Source organism: Goekera deserti (genome assembly GCF_010685995.1).
In the GTDB taxonomy this organism is placed as follows: domain Bacteria; phylum Actinomycetota; class Actinomycetes; order Mycobacteriales; family Geodermatophilaceae; genus Goekera; species Goekera deserti.
Genome location: NZ_JAAGWK010000009.1, coordinates 448,486 through 464,774, shown reverse-complemented (window position 1 = coordinate 464,774; position 16,289 = coordinate 448,486). Strand labels below are relative to the sequence as shown.

15 protein-coding genes and 1 tRNA gene are annotated in these 16,289 nt (G+C 74.8%); 9 read left to right on the top strand and 7 right to left on the bottom strand.

Going from position 1 to position 16,289, the window contains the following annotated elements; translation table 11 throughout:
- Positions 1-87 precede the first annotated feature (87 nt).
- On the top strand, positions 88-798 hold the full coding sequence (locus G1H19_RS06595; protein WP_152728452.1) for an LppX_LprAFG lipoprotein: 711 nt from the start codon (positions 88-90) through the stop codon (positions 796-798).
- A complete protein-coding gene (locus tag G1H19_RS06590) occupies positions 767-2,551 on the top strand; it encodes an MFS transporter (RefSeq protein WP_152728454.1) in 1,785 nt (594 codons plus the stop codon). Before G1H19_RS06595 ends, G1H19_RS06590 begins: the two co-directional genes overlap by 32 nt.
- A gap of 29 nt (positions 2,552-2,580) precedes the next feature.
- Here G1H19_RS06590 and G1H19_RS06585 read toward each other — a convergent pair whose 3' ends face one another.
- Positions 2,581-3,546: a zinc-binding dehydrogenase gene (locus tag G1H19_RS06585; RefSeq protein ID WP_152728456.1), complete on the bottom strand. Its 966-nt coding sequence runs from the start codon at positions 3,544-3,546 to the stop codon at positions 2,581-2,583.
- 65 nt (positions 3,547-3,611) lie between these two features.
- Entirely contained in the window at positions 3,612-4,610 is a 999-nt protein-coding gene (gene selD / locus G1H19_RS06580) for a selenide, water dikinase SelD (protein ID WP_162392633.1), read from the bottom strand.
- Positions 4,611-4,891: 281 nt separating this feature from the next.
- Here selD and G1H19_RS06575 point away from each other — a divergent pair, with 281 nt between their 5' ends.
- The 6 genes from G1H19_RS06575 to selB all read left to right on the top strand — a co-directional run bounded on the left by G1H19_RS06575 (position 4,892) and on the right by selB (position 11,726).
- On the top strand, positions 4,892-5,863 hold the full coding sequence (locus tag G1H19_RS06575) for a carbohydrate ABC transporter permease (protein ID WP_174278023.1): 972 nt from the start codon (positions 4,892-4,894) through the stop codon (positions 5,861-5,863).
- Positions 5,860-6,753, top strand: a complete 894-nt coding sequence (locus G1H19_RS06570; RefSeq protein WP_152728458.1) for a carbohydrate ABC transporter permease — start codon at positions 5,860-5,862, stop codon at positions 6,751-6,753. Before G1H19_RS06575 ends, G1H19_RS06570 begins: the two co-directional genes overlap by 4 nt.
- A 70-nt stretch (positions 6,754-6,823) precedes the next feature.
- Positions 6,824-8,206: an ABC transporter substrate-binding protein gene (locus G1H19_RS06565; protein ID WP_152728460.1), complete on the top strand. Its 1,383-nt coding sequence runs from the start codon at positions 6,824-6,826 to the stop codon at positions 8,204-8,206.
- 239 nt (positions 8,207-8,445) lie between these two features.
- Positions 8,446-8,541 (top strand) — tRNA-OTHER (locus G1H19_RS06560).
- 85 nt (positions 8,542-8,626) lie between these two features.
- Entirely contained in the window at positions 8,627-9,970 is a 1,344-nt protein-coding gene (selA, locus tag G1H19_RS06555) for an L-seryl-tRNA(Sec) selenium transferase (RefSeq protein ID WP_162392632.1), read from the top strand.
- 10 nt (positions 9,971-9,980) lie between these two features.
- On the top strand, positions 9,981-11,726 hold the full coding sequence (selB, locus tag G1H19_RS23850) for a selenocysteine-specific translation elongation factor (protein WP_152728462.1): 1,746 nt from the start codon (positions 9,981-9,983) through the stop codon (positions 11,724-11,726).
- A gap of 10 nt (positions 11,727-11,736) precedes the next feature.
- On the opposite strand, the gene G1H19_RS22545 is transcribed toward selB, so the two are convergent.
- The 4 genes from G1H19_RS22545 to G1H19_RS06535 form a co-directional block, all read right to left on the bottom strand.
- Complete coding sequence (locus tag G1H19_RS22545) at positions 11,737-11,892, bottom strand: hypothetical protein (protein WP_174278022.1); 156 nt, start codon at positions 11,890-11,892, stop codon at positions 11,737-11,739.
- Between the two features lie 77 nt (positions 11,893-11,969).
- A complete protein-coding gene (locus G1H19_RS06545; protein ID WP_162392631.1) occupies positions 11,970-12,140 on the bottom strand; it encodes a hypothetical protein in 171 nt (56 codons plus the stop codon).
- A gap of 91 nt (positions 12,141-12,231) precedes the next feature.
- On the bottom strand, positions 12,232-13,065 hold the full coding sequence (locus tag G1H19_RS06540; RefSeq protein ID WP_152728464.1) for an SDR family oxidoreductase: 834 nt from the start codon (positions 13,063-13,065) through the stop codon (positions 12,232-12,234).
- A gap of 14 nt (positions 13,066-13,079) precedes the next feature.
- Positions 13,080-13,880, bottom strand: a complete 801-nt coding sequence (locus G1H19_RS06535) for an enoyl-CoA hydratase-related protein (RefSeq protein ID WP_152728466.1) — start codon at positions 13,878-13,880, stop codon at positions 13,080-13,082.
- A gap of 39 nt (positions 13,881-13,919) precedes the next feature.
- Between G1H19_RS06535 and hemW the strand changes: the two genes are divergently transcribed.
- On the top strand, positions 13,920-15,164 hold the full coding sequence (gene hemW, locus G1H19_RS06530; protein ID WP_152728468.1) for a radical SAM family heme chaperone HemW: 1,245 nt from the start codon (positions 13,920-13,922) through the stop codon (positions 15,162-15,164).
- Between the two features lie 90 nt (positions 15,165-15,254).
- On the opposite strand, the gene G1H19_RS06525 is transcribed toward hemW, so the two are convergent.
- Positions 15,255-15,800, bottom strand: coding sequence for a hypothetical protein (locus G1H19_RS06525; protein WP_152728470.1), 546 nt, complete (start codon positions 15,798-15,800; stop codon positions 15,255-15,257).
- Positions 15,801-16,289: the final 489 nt, after the last annotated feature.

The following is a 16,289-nucleotide window of genomic DNA, read 5'->3' as shown; positions in this document are numbered from 1 at the left end:
GTCCGCGCCGGACGTCGCGCCGCACGGCGCCGTCCCGGGGCACGTCGCCCCGTCCGGGCCCGCGTGGCCCCTGTCCCGGGAGGTCCCATGCGAGGCCGACGACTGGTCACCGCCGCCGTCACGCTGCTGCTCGGCGCCGGCGTGCTCGCCGGCTGCGGGGGCGACGACGGCGAGGACGGCGGGGAGTCCGCGGCCGATCTGCTGACCCGGGCCAAGACCACCCTGGACGCCGCCCCCAGCCTGGCGTTCGAGCTGAGCAGCGAGGGCGCCCCCGACAGCGGTCAGGCCGTGCTCGGCGGTCGCGGGTCGATCGCCCGGCCGTCCTCCTTCGACGGCACGCTGCAGGTGCAGTCGGTCGCCGGCACCTTCGACCTCGACGTCGTGTCGATCGACGGCACCGTCTACGCCCAGCTGCCCTTCGCGCAGACGTTCAGCGTCGTCGACCCGGCGACCCTGGGCTTCGGGGACCCGGGCGCCCTGATCGACCCGGACACCGGCATCTCCCAGTTGCTCACCGCCGCCGAGGACCCGCAGCTCGGTGGGGAGTCCCGGGTCAACGGCGAGGTGGTGCGCGAGGTGACGGCCGACGTGCCGGGCGAGCTGATCGACCAGCTGCTCACCACCGCCGACGCCGACGCGCCGGTGCAGGCCGTGCTGTCGGTGGTCGCCGACAGCGGGCAGCTGCGACGGGTGCAGATGACCGGCCCGTTCTTCGAGGCCGGCACGGACGCCACGTACACCATCGAGCTCACCGACTACGGCTCCGATGTCACGATCACCGCACCCCCGACCGGCTGACCTGGCCGCCGCGGCGGGCACGGCGCCGCGGGCCCCGGGCCTGGGCGCGGTGGTGCTGGCCGCGGTGGCGGTGCTGGTGTCGGCGGCGGACACCTACGTCGTCGTCCTGGCGTTCCCGGACATCCTCAGCGGCGTCGGGATCGACGTCGACGAGCTGCAGCGCGCCACCCCCATCGTCGGCTGCTTCCTGCTCGGCTACACCGCCACCCTGCCGCTGCTCGGCCGGCTCGCCGACCTGCGCGGCCGCGTGCCCGTGCTGGTCGGCTGCCTGGTGCTCTTCGCCCTGGGTTCGCTGGTCACGGCCACCGCGAGCGACCTGGCGCCGGTCGTGCTCGGCCGTGGCCTGCAGGGCATCGGCGCGGGTGGCATGGTGCCGGCCACGCTGGCGCTGGTCGCCGACCGGTGGCCGCCGGAGCGCCGGGCGGTGCCGCTGGGCGTCGTCGGGGCGGTGCAGGAGGCGGGCGCGGTGCTGGGCCCGCTCGCCGGCGCCGCCGTGCTCGCGGTGTCGGACTGGCGGGCCGTCTTCTGGCTGAACCTGGTGCTCGCCGCGGTGCTCGCGGTGGGCCTGCGGGTCACCGGGGAGCGGGCCGGCCGGCGCACCGACTGGGCCGGCCTGCTGCTCGGTGGCCTCGCCGCCGGTGCGCTCGCGCTGCAGCTGGCGGCCCCGGCCGCGCTGGTCGACGACGTCGACCTGGGCGTGGCCTACCTGCCGCTGCTCGACGGGGTGCCGGCCTCGACGCCGCTGGTGCTGGTCGTGCTCGGCGCCGCCGTGCTGCTGGTGGTGCGCTCGCTGACCGTGCCGGAGAGCACCCGTGCGGCGCTGCCGCTGCGCGGGCTGCCCCGGCTGGCGGGCGAGGTGGACGTGCTGGGCTCGGTGCTGCTCGTCGTGGCGCTGGGCAGCCTGGTGTGGGCCTTCGCCGCGGCCGACGGGGAGACCCAGGTGGTCGCGCACGGCGCGGTGCTGCTGCCGCTGGCCGCCGTGGCCACGCTCGCCTTCGCCTGGCACGAGCGGCGGGCGGCGGACCCGATCGTCCCGCTGCACGCACTGACCCCGCGCGCCGCCTGGGGTGCGCTGCTGGTCAACCTGTTCGTCGGGGTGGCGCTGGTGGCGGCGCTGGTCGACATCCCGCTGTTCGCCCGCAACACCACCGAGCCCGGGGACCAGCTCGGTGCGGCGCTGGTGCTGATGGAGCTGCTGGTGGCGGTGCCGGTGGGCGCCGTCGCCGGCGGGTGGCTGTGCCGGACCGTGCCCCCGCGGCTGGTGGCCGCCGGCGGGATGCTGCTGGCCACGGTGGCCTTCGTCGTCATGACCGGGTGGGGCGAGCGCTCGCTGGACGGCGCGGGGTCCACCGTCACGCTGCTGGCCGCCGGGCTCGGCTTCGGCCTGGCCATCGCGCCGGTGACCAGCGTGCTGCTGGCGGTCACCCCGGCCTCGGTGCACGGCAGCGTCAGCGCGCTGGCCGTCGTCGCCCGCACCATCGGCATGCTGGTGGGGCTCTCGCTGCTCACCGCGATCGCGCTGCGCCGGTTCACCGCCGAGGTCACCGCGATCGGCTCGCCGTTCGAACTCTGCCCGGACTCGCCGACCGACTGCGCCGTCTACGACCAGGCCACCAGCGCCGCGGTGCTCACCCAGCTGCACACCGTGTTCGCCGGGGCCGCGGTGGCCGCCGCGCTGGCCGCCGTCGCCGCGCTGGTCCTGCTCCGCGCGCCTGCTGCCGCACCGCAACCGGTCGCCGTCCCCGCTCGCTGAGCGGGGGACGGGTCCCGGGGCGCCAGGGGTCAGACGGTGAAGACGATCTTGCCGGCGGTGCGGCCCTCGAGCATCCGCTCGAAGCCCTCGCGGGCGCGCGCCAGCGGCAGCTCGACGTCGATCTGCGGGCGGATGCCGGTGACCCGGCACAGCTCGACCAGCGACTCCAGCTCACCGCGGGTGCCCATCGTCGAGCCGATCACCGACAGCTGGGTGAAGAAGACCCGGTTCAGCTCGGCGCCGGGGTTGAAGCCGGTGGTGGCGCCGGAGGTCACCAGCACGCCGCCGGGCTTCAGCGACTTGATGCTGTGCGACCAGGTGGCCTCCCCGACGGTCTCCATCACGCCGTCGACCCGGGCCGGCAGCCGCGCACCGGTCTCGAACGCCTGGTCGGCGCCCAGGGCCAGGGCGGCGGCCCGCTTCTCCTCGCTGCGGCCGGTCACCCACACCCGCAGGCCCGCGGTGCGGCCGAGCACGATCAGCGCCGTCGCCACGCCCCCGCTGGCGCCCTGCACCAGCACCGTCTGCCCGGGGCGCAACCCGGACTTCACGAACAGCATCCGGTAGGCGGTGAGCCACGCGGTGGGCAGGCAGGCGGCCTCGGCGAAGCTGAGCTCGGCGGGCTTGGGCAGCACGTTCCGCTTCGGGACGACGACCTGCTCGGCCAGCGCCCCCTGGTGCACCTCCGACAGCAGCGAGCGCTTCGGGTCCAGCGTCTCGTCGCCCTGCCAGTCCGGGCTGGCGATCACCGCGTGCACCACCACCTCGTTGCCGTCCGGGTCGAGGCCGGCCGCGTCGCAGCCGAGGATCATCGGCATCCGCTCGGCGGGCAGGCCCACCCCGCGCAGGCTGAACAGGTCGTGGTGGTTCAGCGACGCGGCCTTGACGGTGATCGTGGTCCAGCCGTCAGGGGCCTCCGGCGCGGGCCGGTCCGCCACCTCCAGCACCGAGAGCGGGTCCTTCGGGGCAGGGGTGGAGACGAAGGCTGCGAGCATGGCCGGACCGTATTACACCCGCCGGAGCCGTCCCGGCCCGGGCGTCGGGTCCCCCGCCCGGCCGTTCAGCGCAGGACGACGACGGCCTCCCCGCGGGGCACGAACTCGCCGATCACCGGCGCCCCGGGCACCTCGCCGCCGAGCAGCAGTCCGCCGGAGGTCTGCGCGTCGGCGAGCAGCAGGGCGTCGTCCTCGCTGGCCGCGGACAGGTCGGTGTGCGGGCGCACCCAGTCCAGGTTGCGCCGGGTGCCGCCGGCGACGTACCCGGCGGCGACGGCCTGCCGGGCGCCGGTCAGGTAGGGCACCGACGCCGCGTCCACCACCGCGGTGACGCCGGAGGCCCGGGCCATCTTGTAGAGGTGCCCCAGCAGCCCGAAGCCGGTGACGTCGGTGCCGGCGCGGATGCCGGCGGCCACGGCGGCCCGGCCCGCCTCGGCGTTGAGCGTGGTCATCGAGGCGATCGCCTCCGCGGACACCTCGCCGGTGGCCTTCATCCGGTTGTTCAGCACGCCCACGCCCAGCGGCTTGGTCAGCGAGATCGCCGTCCCGGCCTCGGCGGCGTCGTTGCGGATCAGCCGGTCCAGGTCGACCAGCCCGGTGACCGCCATGCCGTAGGTGGGCTCGGGGGAGTCGATGGAGTGCCCGCCGCCCACGTGGCAGCCCGCCGCCTGGGCCACCTCCAGTCCGCCGCGCAGCACCTCGGCGGCCAGCTCCGCCGGCAGCACGTCGCGCGGCCAGCCCAGCAGGTTGACCGCGACGACCGGGGTGCCGCCCATGGCGTAGACGTCGGAGAGCGCGTTGGCTGCCGCGATCCGGCCGAAGGTGTGGGCGTCGTCGACGACCGGGGTGAAGAAGTCGGTGGTCAGTACCAGGCCCTGGCCCCCGGGCAGGCGCACCACGGCCGCGTCGTCGCCGTCGTCCAGCCCGACGACCAGCTCGGTGGCCGGGTCGCGGGGTCCGGTGCCGGTCAGGCCGGCCACGACCGCCTCGAGCTCGCCGGGCGGGATCTTGCAGGCGCACCCGCCGCCGTGCGCGTACTGGGTCAGCCGGACCGTCGTCGTCACAGGACGAACCTAGGCCGCCCACCGCCGGTCGGCCTGCGGTGGTCAGCGCGACGCGACCGGTCCCGCGACGGTGGGACGCGACGGGACGGCTGCCCTGCCCGGGTCGTCCACGGCGCCCCGCGTCCGGCGGGTGGTCAGGCGCTGGCTGGACGCCCCGAGTTCGCCCACCGGTCACCTGCCGGTCGTCGGTCGGCCGCGCACGACCTGCACCGTCTCCTCCGGCCGCCGCGGTGGCGGCCGTCCCGGAGAGCGGAGTCCTCACGCGTGGTGGTGGAGCAGTCATGGCTGCGGTGACCGCCCCGGCGGACACCGGCACGACCACCCCGGCCGGCGCGACCGCCACCCCGGCCGGCCGCCGCCGCCGGCGCCGCGGACCCAGCGCGCGGGACCGGCGCGACTACCTGGTGTTCATCGCCCTGGCCGGACCCAACCTGGTGCTGATCGCGCTCTTCACCTACCGGCCGCTCTTCGAGAACATCTACTACTCGACGCTGAACTGGACCCTCGGGGCCACCACGGCGACGTCGGTGGGCCTGGCGAACTACCGGGAGTTCTTCACCTCACCGGACGCTGCCTCGATCCTCACCACCACGGCGGTGTTCACCGTGGCGACCGTCGGCGGCTCGATGGTGCTGGGTCTGATGGTGGCGCTGGTCCTCAACCGCCGGGTCCGCGGCGTCGGCTTCGCCCGGGCAGCGGTCTTCTCGCCGTTCGTGCTGTCCGGTGTCGGGGTCGGCCTGGTGTGGCTGTTCATCTTCGACCCCGTCGTCGGCGTGATCGGCGCGCTGCTCCGGGCGGTCGGCCGGACCAGCCCCGAGTGGTTCAACGACCCGACGCTGACGCTGGTGATGGTGATCATCGTCTACGTCTGGAAGAACCTCGGCTACGTGGCGGTGATCTACCTCGCCGGGCTGCAGTCGATCAACAAGGACCTGCTCGAGGCGGCCGCCATCGACGGCGCCGGCCCGCGGCGGACGTTCTTCTCCATCGTCCTGCCGCTGCTCTCACCGACGACCTTCTTCGTCCTGCTCACCAGCATCCTCAACTCGCTGCAGGCCTTCGACCTTCTGCGCATCATGAACCCGCTCGGGCGAGGGACGAACACCCTGATCTACGAGGCGTACCTGCAGGCGTTCGCCGGGTCCAACCGGGTCGGCTACTCCGCGACGATCTCCACGGTGCTGTTCGGGCTGCTGGTCGTGCTGACGATCGTGCAACTGGTCCTGCTCGAGCGACGGGTGCACTACCGATGACCGCCGTCCTCACGCCGGCGACGGCCGATCAGCCGCCGCCCCGGCCGCGCCCGCTGTCACGCACGAACCTGGTCGCCACCATCACGACCGGCTACGTGCCCCTGGTGCTGGCGACGCTCGTCGTCGTCCTGCCGCTGGTCTGGATGGTCCTGGCGTCGTTCAAGACGTCCTCGGAGCTGCTCACGCAGCGGCTCGACGTGCTGCCGAGCTCCTTCGCCCCGACGAACTACACGACGGCGGCCGACCGGGTGCCCTTCGGGCGCTTGTTCCTCAACTCGCTGGTGGTCACCGCGGTCGGGTCGGCGATCAAGGTCGTACTGGCGATCATGACCGCCTACGCGCTGGTGTTCGTGCGCTTCCCGTTCAAGAAGGTCGTCTTCGGGCTGGTCCTGGCGACGCTGATGGTGCCGCCGCAGGTGTCGGTCGTGCCGAACTACGTGCTGATCGTCGGGCTGGGCGGCGCCAACACCTACTGGGGGATCATCCTGCCGGGCCTGGCCACCGGGTTCGGGACCTTCCTGCTGCGCCAGCAGTTCATGAGCCTGCCCGCCTCGATCATCGAGGCGGCGGAGCTCGACGGCGCCGGTCACTGGCGGCGGATGACCCAGATCGTCGTCCCGATCTCGACGCCGGCGATCGCGACGGTGGCCCTGGTCAACATCGTGTTCGAGTGGAACGAGTACCTCTGGCCGCTGGTCATCGTCACCGACCCGGACATGATGACGCTCCCGGTCGGACTGACCCTGCTCACCAACAGCGAGAACGGCGCGGACAGCTACGGCATCCTCATGGCCGCCACGGTGATGGTCGTGCTCCCGGTTCTGCTGGTCTTCGCCGCCTTCCAGCGCTACATCGTCGCGGGCCTCACCCAAGGGGCGGTCAAGGACTGACCCGCCCGCGGTCCCGCCTCCCGCGCCACCTCGTCCCGACCCCAGCTCGCCAGACCCGAGGAGCACTCGCATGTCCCAGTACCCGTTCCGCCCCGCACCGCTGTCCGGCGTGGGCCTCGACCGCCGGCGGTTCCTCTCCCTGGCCGGCCTCGGCCTGTCCGCCGCCGCGCTCGCCGCCTGCAGCGGCGGGCCGGACACCTCCGGTGCCGGTGCCTCGGCTGCCACCGACGACACCGACTGGTCGACGGTGAGGCCGGCCGCGGCGATCACCTTCTGGTCCAGCAACCCCGGCGCCTCGCAGGCAGTCACCCAGCAGCTGATCGACGCCTACAACGCGTCGCAGTCGGAGACGAAGGTGACGCTGGTGACCGCCGGCGCCAACTACGAGGAGATCGCGCAGAAGTTCCAGACCGCGCAGGCAGGCGGTGGGCTGCCCGACGTCACGATCTTCAGCGACGTCTGGTGGTTCCGGTACTACATGCAGAAGACGATCATCCCGCTCGACGGCCTCGCCGAGGCCGTCGACATGGACCTCGGCGACTACCGCGACCAGTTCGTCGCCGACTACCAGTACGAGGGTGCGCAGTGGGCCATCCCGTGGGCCCGGTCGACGCCGATCTTCTACTACAACAAGGACCACTGGTCGAAGGCCGGCCTGGAGGACCGCGCGCCCGAGACGTGGCAGGAGTTCGAGGAGTGGGCGCCGAAGCTGCTCGCCGCCGGCACCGGCGTGCAGGCGGCCTTCCAGCTGCCCGCCCTGGCCGGCTACGCCGGGTGGACCTTCCAGAACAACCTGTGGGGCTGGGGCGGTGGCTGGGGGTCCCCGGACGACTTCGACGTGCGCTGCGACGCCACGGAGTCCATCGCCGCCCTGCAGTTCCTCCAGGACGCCGTCTACAAGGGCGGGTGGGCGGGGGTGGCCAGCAACTCGGCGCCCAACGACCTCACCGCTGCCGCCGTGAGCGCCACCATCTCCTCCACGGGTGACCTCGTCGGCATCCAGAAGTCCGCGACGTTCCCCGTCGGTGCCGGCTTCCTGCCCGGCGGCCCGGCGGAGACCTCGCCGGTCTGCATGACCGGTGGCGCCGGCATGGGGATCCCCAAGGACATCCCGAAGGAGAACCAGCTCGCCGCGGCGAAGTTCATCAAGTTCATGACCGAGCCGGAGAACGCCGTCACCTTCTCCGCCGCGACCGGCTACATCCCGGTCCGGAAGTCGGCCGACGTGTCGCAGCTGACGGCGACCAACCCGCTGCTGCAGATCGCCATCGACCAGCTCGAGGTCACCCGTACCCAGGACCGCGCCCGGGTGTTCTTCCCCGGCGCCGACCAGGCGATGGCCAACTCCTGCGCCAACATCCTCACCCAGCAGGCCGACGTGGCCGGTGAGATGAGCGCGCTCAAGGCGGCCCTCACCACGATCTACGACCGGGACGTCAAGCCCAACCTCTGACCCGGCGTACCACTCGCGCCCGCCCCGGCACCCGCCGGGGCGGGCGCGGACACGGACGCTCATCGGTGTGACCGGAGCGTCCCGCATCGTGCTCGGTGGGCGCCGGCACGGGCCGGATCGGACGGTGGCACGGGCCGGCACGATCGCGGTGGCGGGAGCGGTCGCCCGCCTCGCCACCGTCTGGGCGCCCGCACTGGCTCTGAGGGCGTGGGACCCCGGGGCGGACGTAGGCTGCCCTCGGAGGCGTCAGGGTGTCTGGTGGCCCCCGCGGCCTCTAAAGCCGACGTGGCCGAGCAGCTCGGTCAGGCGGGTTCGATTCCCGTCCGCCTCCGCCACCTCCACCCGCCCGCCCGGTGCGCGACCGGGCGGGCGGCGGGGCTCCATCGGCCCACCTACGCTGACCGGGATGGGCAGCACACCGTGAACCCGGACCCGCGCCGTGCCGTGCCGCGCACCGACGCCCTGCTCGCCGAGCCGCCGATCGCGGCCGCCGTCGACCGGCTGGGCCGGGACCTGGTGCGGGCCACGCTGCACGACGTCCAGCAGCGGGTCCGGACCGGCGACCTCGACCCGGACGACGCGGTGGCCGCCGCCGTCGCCGGCCTGCCGGGCAGCGCCGGGAGCCTGCGCCCGGTGCTCAACGCCACCGGCGTGCTGGTGCACACCAACCTCGGCCGGGCACCGCTGTCGGCCGCCGCCGTGCAGGCGATGACCGCGGCCAGCGGCACCACCGACGTCGAGCTGGACCTGGGCACCGGCCGGCGCGGCCCGCGCGGGGAGGGAGCGATCGGCGCGCTGCTCGCCGCGGTGCCGGCGGCGGAGACCGCGATCGTGGTGAACAACTGCGCGGCGGCGCTGGCCCTGGTCGCCACCGCCCTCGGCGGGGAGCTGGTGATCGCCCGCGGTGAGCTGGTCGAGATCGGCGACGGGTTCCGCATCCCCGAGCTGCTCACCTCCACCGGCGCCCGGCTGCGCGAGGTGGGGACGACGAACCGGGCGTCGGTCGCGGACTACCGCGCGGCGCTGGGCCCGGACACCGGCGCGGTGCTCAAGGTGCACCCGTCCAACTTCGTGGTGCGCGGGTTCACCCGGTCGGTCGAGGTCGCCGAGCTGGCCCCGGTGCTCGCCGGCACCGGCGTGCCCCTGGTGGCCGACGTCGGCTCCGGGCTGCTCCGGCCGCACCCGCTGCTGCCCGACGAGCCCGACCTGCAGACCACCCTGGCCGACGGCGCCGACCTGGTCGTGTGCAGCGGCGACAAGCTGCTCGGCGGGCCCCAGGCCGGGCTGCTGCTGGGCCGGGTCGAGCTGGTGCAGCGGCTGCGCCGGCATCCGCTGTACCGGGCACTGCGGGTGGATAAGACGACGCTGGCCGCGCTCGAGGCGACGCTGCGCGGCCCCACGCCCCCGGTGCCGCAGATGCTCGCCGCCGACGTCGCGGGGCTCCGGGCGCGCGCCGAGCGGCTGGCCGACCGGCTGGTCGCCTCCGGGGTCGCCGCCGCGGCGGTGAGCAGCACGGCGCGGATCGGTGGGGGAGGGGCGCCGGAGTTCCCGCTGCCCAGCGCCGCCGTCGCGCTGCCGGCGGCGTACGCCGCGGCACTGCGCGCCGGCTCGCACCCGGTGGTGGGTCACGTCGCCGACGGGAGCACCTTGCTCGACCTGCGCAGCGTGCTCCCGCAGGACGACGACGCGCTGGCCGCGGCGGTGCTGGAGACCGCCGACCGGCTCGCCGCGCCGTCCCGGCACGCCGCCGTCCCCCGCCGGTGAGCCGGGGCTGATGGACGTCGTCGCGACGGCGGGGCACGTGGACCACGGGAAGTCCACCCTGGTCCGTGCCCTGACCGGCATGGAGCCCGACCGGTGGGCCGAGGAGCGACGCCGCGGGCTCACCATCGACCTCGGCTTCGCCTGGACGACGCTCGACGGCGGGCGCACGGTCGCGATGGTCGACGTGCCGGGGCACGAGCGGTTCGTGGGCAACATGCTGGCCGGCGTCGGGTCGGTGCCCGCGGCGCTGGTGGTGGTGGCCGCCGACGACGGCTGGTCGGCGCAGACCGCCGAGCACGTCGCCGTGCTGGACGCGCTCGGGGTTCGGCACGCGCTGCTGGCGGTCACCAAGGCCGACGTCGCCGACCCCGGCCCGGTCCTCGCCGACGCCGTGGCGCGGCTGGCCGCGACGTCGATGGGGCGGGTGCGCGGGCTGCCCGTCGCCGCGCCGACCGGGCGGGGGGTGCCGGAGCTCGCGGCCGCCCTGGAGGAGCTGCTCGCCGGCCTGCCGGCGCCGGACCGGTCGGCGCCGGTCCGGATCTGGCTGGACCGGGCGTTCACCATCCGGGGAGCCGGCACGGTGGTGACCGGCACGCTCGCGGCGGGCTCGGTCGCGGTCGGGGACCGGCTCGTGCTGGGCGGCCGGGAGGTGACGGTCCGCGGGATGCACGCCCTGGGCGAGCCGGTCGAGCGTGCCGGCGCCACCGCCCGGGTGGCCCTCGCCCTGCGTGGCGTGGCCGTGGAGCAGGTCGCCCGCGGCGACGCCCTGCTCACCCCGGGGGCCTTCCGCGCGACGTCGGAGCTGGACGTCGTGCTCACCAGCGGGGACGCCGGCACCCTGCCGGCCGAGCCGGTGCTGCACGTGGGCTCGGCCACGGTGGCCACCCGGCTGCGCCCGCTGGACGCCGGCGCGGCGCGGCTGCGGCTGGCGGCACCGCTGCCGCTGCGGGTGGGCGACCGGGTGCTGCTGCGGGACCCGGGCACCCGCACCGTGCTGGGCGCCGACGTGCGCGACGTCGACCCGCCGGAGCTGCGCCGCCGCGGCTCGGCGCGGCTGCGCGGTGCCGAGCTGGCCGGGCGGGCACCGGGTGGGGCGGCGGCCGGTGCGGAGCTGGCCCGCCGCCGGGTGGTGCGGGCCGCGGACTTCACCGCGATGGGCTGGCCGGTGCCCGCCGACGCCACCGCCGTGGGTCCGTGGCTGCTGGCGGCCGGGCTGGTGGACGAGCTGGCCGCCCGGGTGCCGCAGGTGGTGACCCGCTACCGGCAGCTGCGCCCGTTGGAGCCCGGGCCGCCCGCCGAGGTGGTCCGCCGGGCACTGGAGCTGCCCGACGTGGACCTGGTGCCGGCGGTGGTGCGGCCCCCGCTGGCGCTGCGCGAGGGCCGGGTGGTGGCCGCCGAGGCCGCGCTGCCGCCGGCGGTGCAGCGCGCGGTGGACGGTGTCCGGGCGCGGCTGGCCGAGGCACCGTTCGCCGCGCCGGACGCCAACGAGCTCGCCGCCGCCGGGCTGGGTCCGCGTGAGCTGGCGGCGGCGGTCCGGGACGGCCAGCTGCTGCGCATCGCCGACGGGGTGCACCTGGCCCCCGGTGTGGAGCGGGAGGCCCGGGCCCGGCTGGCGGCACTGCCCCAGCCGTTCACGCTCAGCCAGGCCCGGCAGGCGTGGGGCACCAGCCGCCGGGTGGCGGTGCCGCTGGCCGAGTGGCTGGACGCCCGCGGGGTGACCGAGCGGCTGCCGGACACCACCCGCCGGCTGCGCTGAGCGTCTCCGGTCAGCCCGCGGCGCCCGGGCCCAGCAGCACCCGCTCGCGCGCGTCGGCCGGGTCGCCGTCCGGCAGCCGGCGGGTGTCGACGCTCTCGACCACGTCGGCCGGCCGGACCGGCTCGGGCAGGTTGCGGTAGCGGGTGCGCGGGTCGTCCTGGGTCATGGGTGCAGCGTCCACCCGCGGCCCGCCCGGCGCCAGGCCCGGCGCCGCGCCCCGCGCCAGGTCGCGCCGCGCCCGGGTCAGAGCGGACCCCAGCCGGTCAGCCGGAGCACCGCCTCCCGGTCGTCCGGCTCCTGGCCGGCCGGGGTCTGCACGACGTTCACGCTGATCGTGAACTGGTCCAGCGGCACCGGCTCCGGCAGCCGGCGGTAGCGATCGGTGGGCGCGGGGGCCGTCTGCGTCGAGGTCATGCAGGCGAGACTGGCCACGGCGGCTGGACGCTCCCGGGGAACGGCCGGTCAGCCCGCTGCGAGGTCCCTGCAGGTCCGCTGTGCGGGCTGCTCAGGCCGGCGGGTCGACGTAGACGTCGTACTCCGGGTCCTCGCCGCCGCCGTAGCGGGCGAAGTCGGTGACACCGGCGGCGCGCAGGACGTCGACGTCCAGGTGGGTGTGGCCGGTGTGCTCCCGGGCCGGCTTGGTGAGCACCTCGATCGCGGCGTCGGCCATGATCTCCGGCTCGCGGGACCGGGCGGTCAGCTCCTCGCCGCCCAGCAGGTTGGCCACCGCGGCGGTCTTGATGGTGGTCTCCGGCCACAGGGTGTTCGACGCGACCCCGGCCTCGGCGTACTCCGCCGCCCAGCCGAGCGCTAGCAGCGTCATGCCGTACTTGGCCAGGGTGTACGGCGGGTGCGCGCCCATCCAGCGCGGGCTGAGGTTCAGTGGCGGGGAGAAGGTCAGCACGTGCCCGTTGGCCGAGCGGCGCAGGTGCGGCAGGCAGGCCCGGGTGAGCAGGAAGGTGCCGCGCAGCTGGATCTGCTGCATCAGGTCGAACTTCTTGACGCTGAGGTCCTCGGTCTTGTCCACGGCCAGGGCGCTGGCGTTGTTCACGCACACGTCGATGCCGCCGAAGCGCTCGACGGCCAGGGCCACCACCCGGTCGACCGACTCCTCCTCGCGCACGTCGCCGACGACGGCGAGGGCCTGACCGCCGGCGGCCTCGATCTCGGCGGCCGCGGTGTGCACCGTGCCGGGCAGCCGCGGGTGCGGCACGTCGGTCTTGGCCAGCAGGACGACGTTGGCCCCGAGCCGCCCGGCGGCGATGCCGACGGCCAGTCCGATGCCGCGGCTGCCGCCGGACATCACGATGGTGCGGCCGGCCAGGCTCGTCTCGGTCATGTGCTCTCCTCCGGTCACGGGTGCTGCAGGTGGTCGGTGGGGACCCAGCGGGCGGGGCGCTTCTCGCGGAACGCCGCCATGCCCTCCTGGCCCTCCTCGCCGGCGAAGAACCGGGCCGAGAGGCCCAGCAGGCCGGCGAACTGGTCGGCGATCGGGCCGCTGCGCTCGCTGCGCAGCAGCCGCTTGGTCTCCGCCAGCGCGGTGGGGGCGCCGGCGGCCAGGGCCCGCACCTGCGCCTGGACGGTGGCCGACACCTCGTCGTCGGCCACGGCGAGGTCGACCAGCCCACCGGCGGTGGCCGTGGCGGCATCGAACACCTCACCGGTCAGCATCAGCCGGTGCGCCACGTTGGGCAGCATCCGGGGCAGGCACACCGCCGAGATCACCGCCGGCACCACCCCGATGCGCACCTCGCTGAACGCGAACGTGGCCGACGCCCCGGCCACCACGACGTCGCAGGCCGCCAGCAGGCCCACGCCGCCGGCGCGGGCCGGGCCGCGGACGGCGGCGATCACCGGCTTGGGCGCCTGCCACAGCAGCTCCAGCAGCGCCGGGAACTCGTTGACGCCCTGCTCGGCGGCGGACCCGCCGGAGCCCTCGGTGAGGTCCATCCCGGAGCAGAACACCCGGCCGGTGTGGTCCAGCACCAGCACCCGGACGGCGTCGTCGGCCAGCGCGTCGGTCACCGCGGCGCGCAGCCGGGCGCGCATCGCGCGGGACAGGGCGTTGCGGTTGGCGGGGGAGTCGAGGGTCAGCGTGGCCACACCACCGTCCACCCGCACCTGCAGTACGTCGTCGGAGCTCACAGCAGGCATCCTGCCGTCGTCCCCGTGGGGCGGTCACACTGGGAGCAGATGAGCACCCACCTGCCCCTGCTGCCGGCGCCCGAGCCGCCCCCGCCGGACAGCCGGCCGGGCCCGTCCTGGCTGCCGGCGTCGGCGCGGGAGCAGCTGGCCACGACGCCGTTCGGTCTGTACGTGCACGTGCCGTTCTGCGCGACCCGGTGCGGCTACTGCGACTTCAACACCTACACCTCCGACGAGCTGGGGCCCGGCGCCAGCCGCAGCGAGTACGCCGACACCGCGATCAGCGAGCTGCGGATGGCCGCCCACGTGCTGGGCCCGGACCTGCCCACCGTGCAGACCGTGTTCGTCGGGGGCGGCACGCCCACGCTGCTGCCGGCCGCCGACCTGGCGGCGGTGCTCGCCGAGGTGCGCGACCTGTTCCCGGTCGCCGCCGACGTGGAGGTGACCACCGAGGCCAACCCGGAGTCGGTGACCCCGGCGTCGCTGGCGCGGCTGCGCGAGGCCGGCTTCACCCGGCTGAGCCTCGGCATGCAGTCGGCGGTGGAGCACGTGCTGGCCGTGCTCGACCGGCGGCACACGCCGGGCCGGCCGGCGCAGGCCGCCGCCGAGGCCCGCGCGGCCGGCTTCGAGCACGTCAACCTGGACCTCATCTACGGCGCACCGGGGGAGACCGACGCCGACTGGGACGCCTCGCTGGACGCGGTGCTCGCCGCACCGGTGGACCACGTGTCGGCGTACGCGCTGATCGTCGAGGACGGCACCCGGCTGGCCCGGCAGATCGCCCGCGGCGAGCACGCCATGCCCGACGACGACGTCCTCGCCGACCGCTACGAGCGGGCCGACCGCCGGCTGAACGCGGCCGGGCTGGGCTGGTACGAGGTGAGCAACTGGGCCACCGGCCGGGCGGCCCGCTGCCGGCACAACGAGCTGTACTGGGCCGGCGGCAACTGGTGGGGCGTCGGCCCCGGGGCGCACAGCCACGTCGGCGGGCTGCGCTGGTGGAACGTCAAGCACCCCGCGGCCTACGCCGACCGGCTGCTGCAGGGCTACAGCCCGGAGCACGACCGGGAACTGCTGGACGGCGACCAGCGCGCCATGGAGCGGGTCATGCTCGGCCTGCGGCTGCGCGACGGGCTGCCCCTGGAGCACCTGTCGGACGCCGGACGGGTGCGGGCTGCCGAGCTGGTGCACGAGCGGCTGCTGGAGGCCACGCCCTGGAGCCGCGGCCGCGCCGTGCTGACCGCCCGGGGACGCCTGCTCGCCGACGCGGTCGTCCGCGACCTCACCGACTAGGCCGACCCAGAGGCGATCGGACAGCATGTGTGCTGGCTTGTCTCTCGCCTGGGCTCGAACCTCTGGCTGGCTCGCGGCAGCTGCCTCTGATCACTCCGACCACGGGGTCTCGGCCTTCAGCACGTGGATGCTGGGGCGCATGCCCCTGACCTCCATCACGCGCACCGAGGTCAGGTTCGGCAGCGCGAGAAGAGGCGCGTAGTCCAGGTCGTCAGCAGCGATGGAGTGCAGCAGCAGTGAGCGCAGCTGCGGCATCTTCCGGAGGAAGCCGAACGACTCGACATGAACGACGCGGGGTGTCATCCAGTCACCACCGAGTTCCAGGTGCTTCACGCCGATCATGTCCCCGATGGGCGACAGGTCCCTCGCCCGCCGGAGTCCCTCGATCAGCAGGTCCTCGACACAGGACAGACCGGCGAGCGGCTGGAGATCCTCGACCGAGGAGGCGCCGCGGAGGTGCAACTCCCGTAGGTGGGTCATCGCGGCGAGCGGTGTGAGATCGGCGTAGTCGCCCCACTTGACCGACAGTGCCTCGAGCTGCGTCTGCCCGCGCAGCGCCTCGAACATTCGCTTCGAGGTCCGGCTGACGAACCTCAGGTCGCGGATCGGGGAGGGGGCGGTACCGAAGAACTCCACCCACTCGTCGACGATGCGCCGGGCCTCGGACCGGCTGTGGTCGCCTCCGAGTTGAGTCGCCGCCAGGGCGACGTGGGCTGCGCCCGGCGGTACTCGGCCAGGCGCGTGATCATGCGGGGCTCGGCCCGACCCCTGCCCGTCGACAGCCATCCCACCTCTCGACGATAGATCGTTCTGGCGTTGACACCGAGCTGATGCCACCTCCGCCGACGTCGCGCTGCGCTGGCGCCCCCAGGGTCGTCGCCCTGAGTGGGTTGTTCCGGGACGTCTTGGCTGGAACGCTCGTCGGATGCCGGAGGAGGACCGAGCCGAGGACCGACGCGTGCTGCAGCGTCTCGCTCTCGAAGGCTGGTCCCCGACCGCCGGTGCACAGGTCGTGTCCGTTGCCATCACGGGACACCGCGCCGAGGTGGCCCTCCTGGTGAACGGCGACTACGGCTACTGGACGTACTTCCAGCGCGTCGACCACATCTGGTACGAGACCGTTCC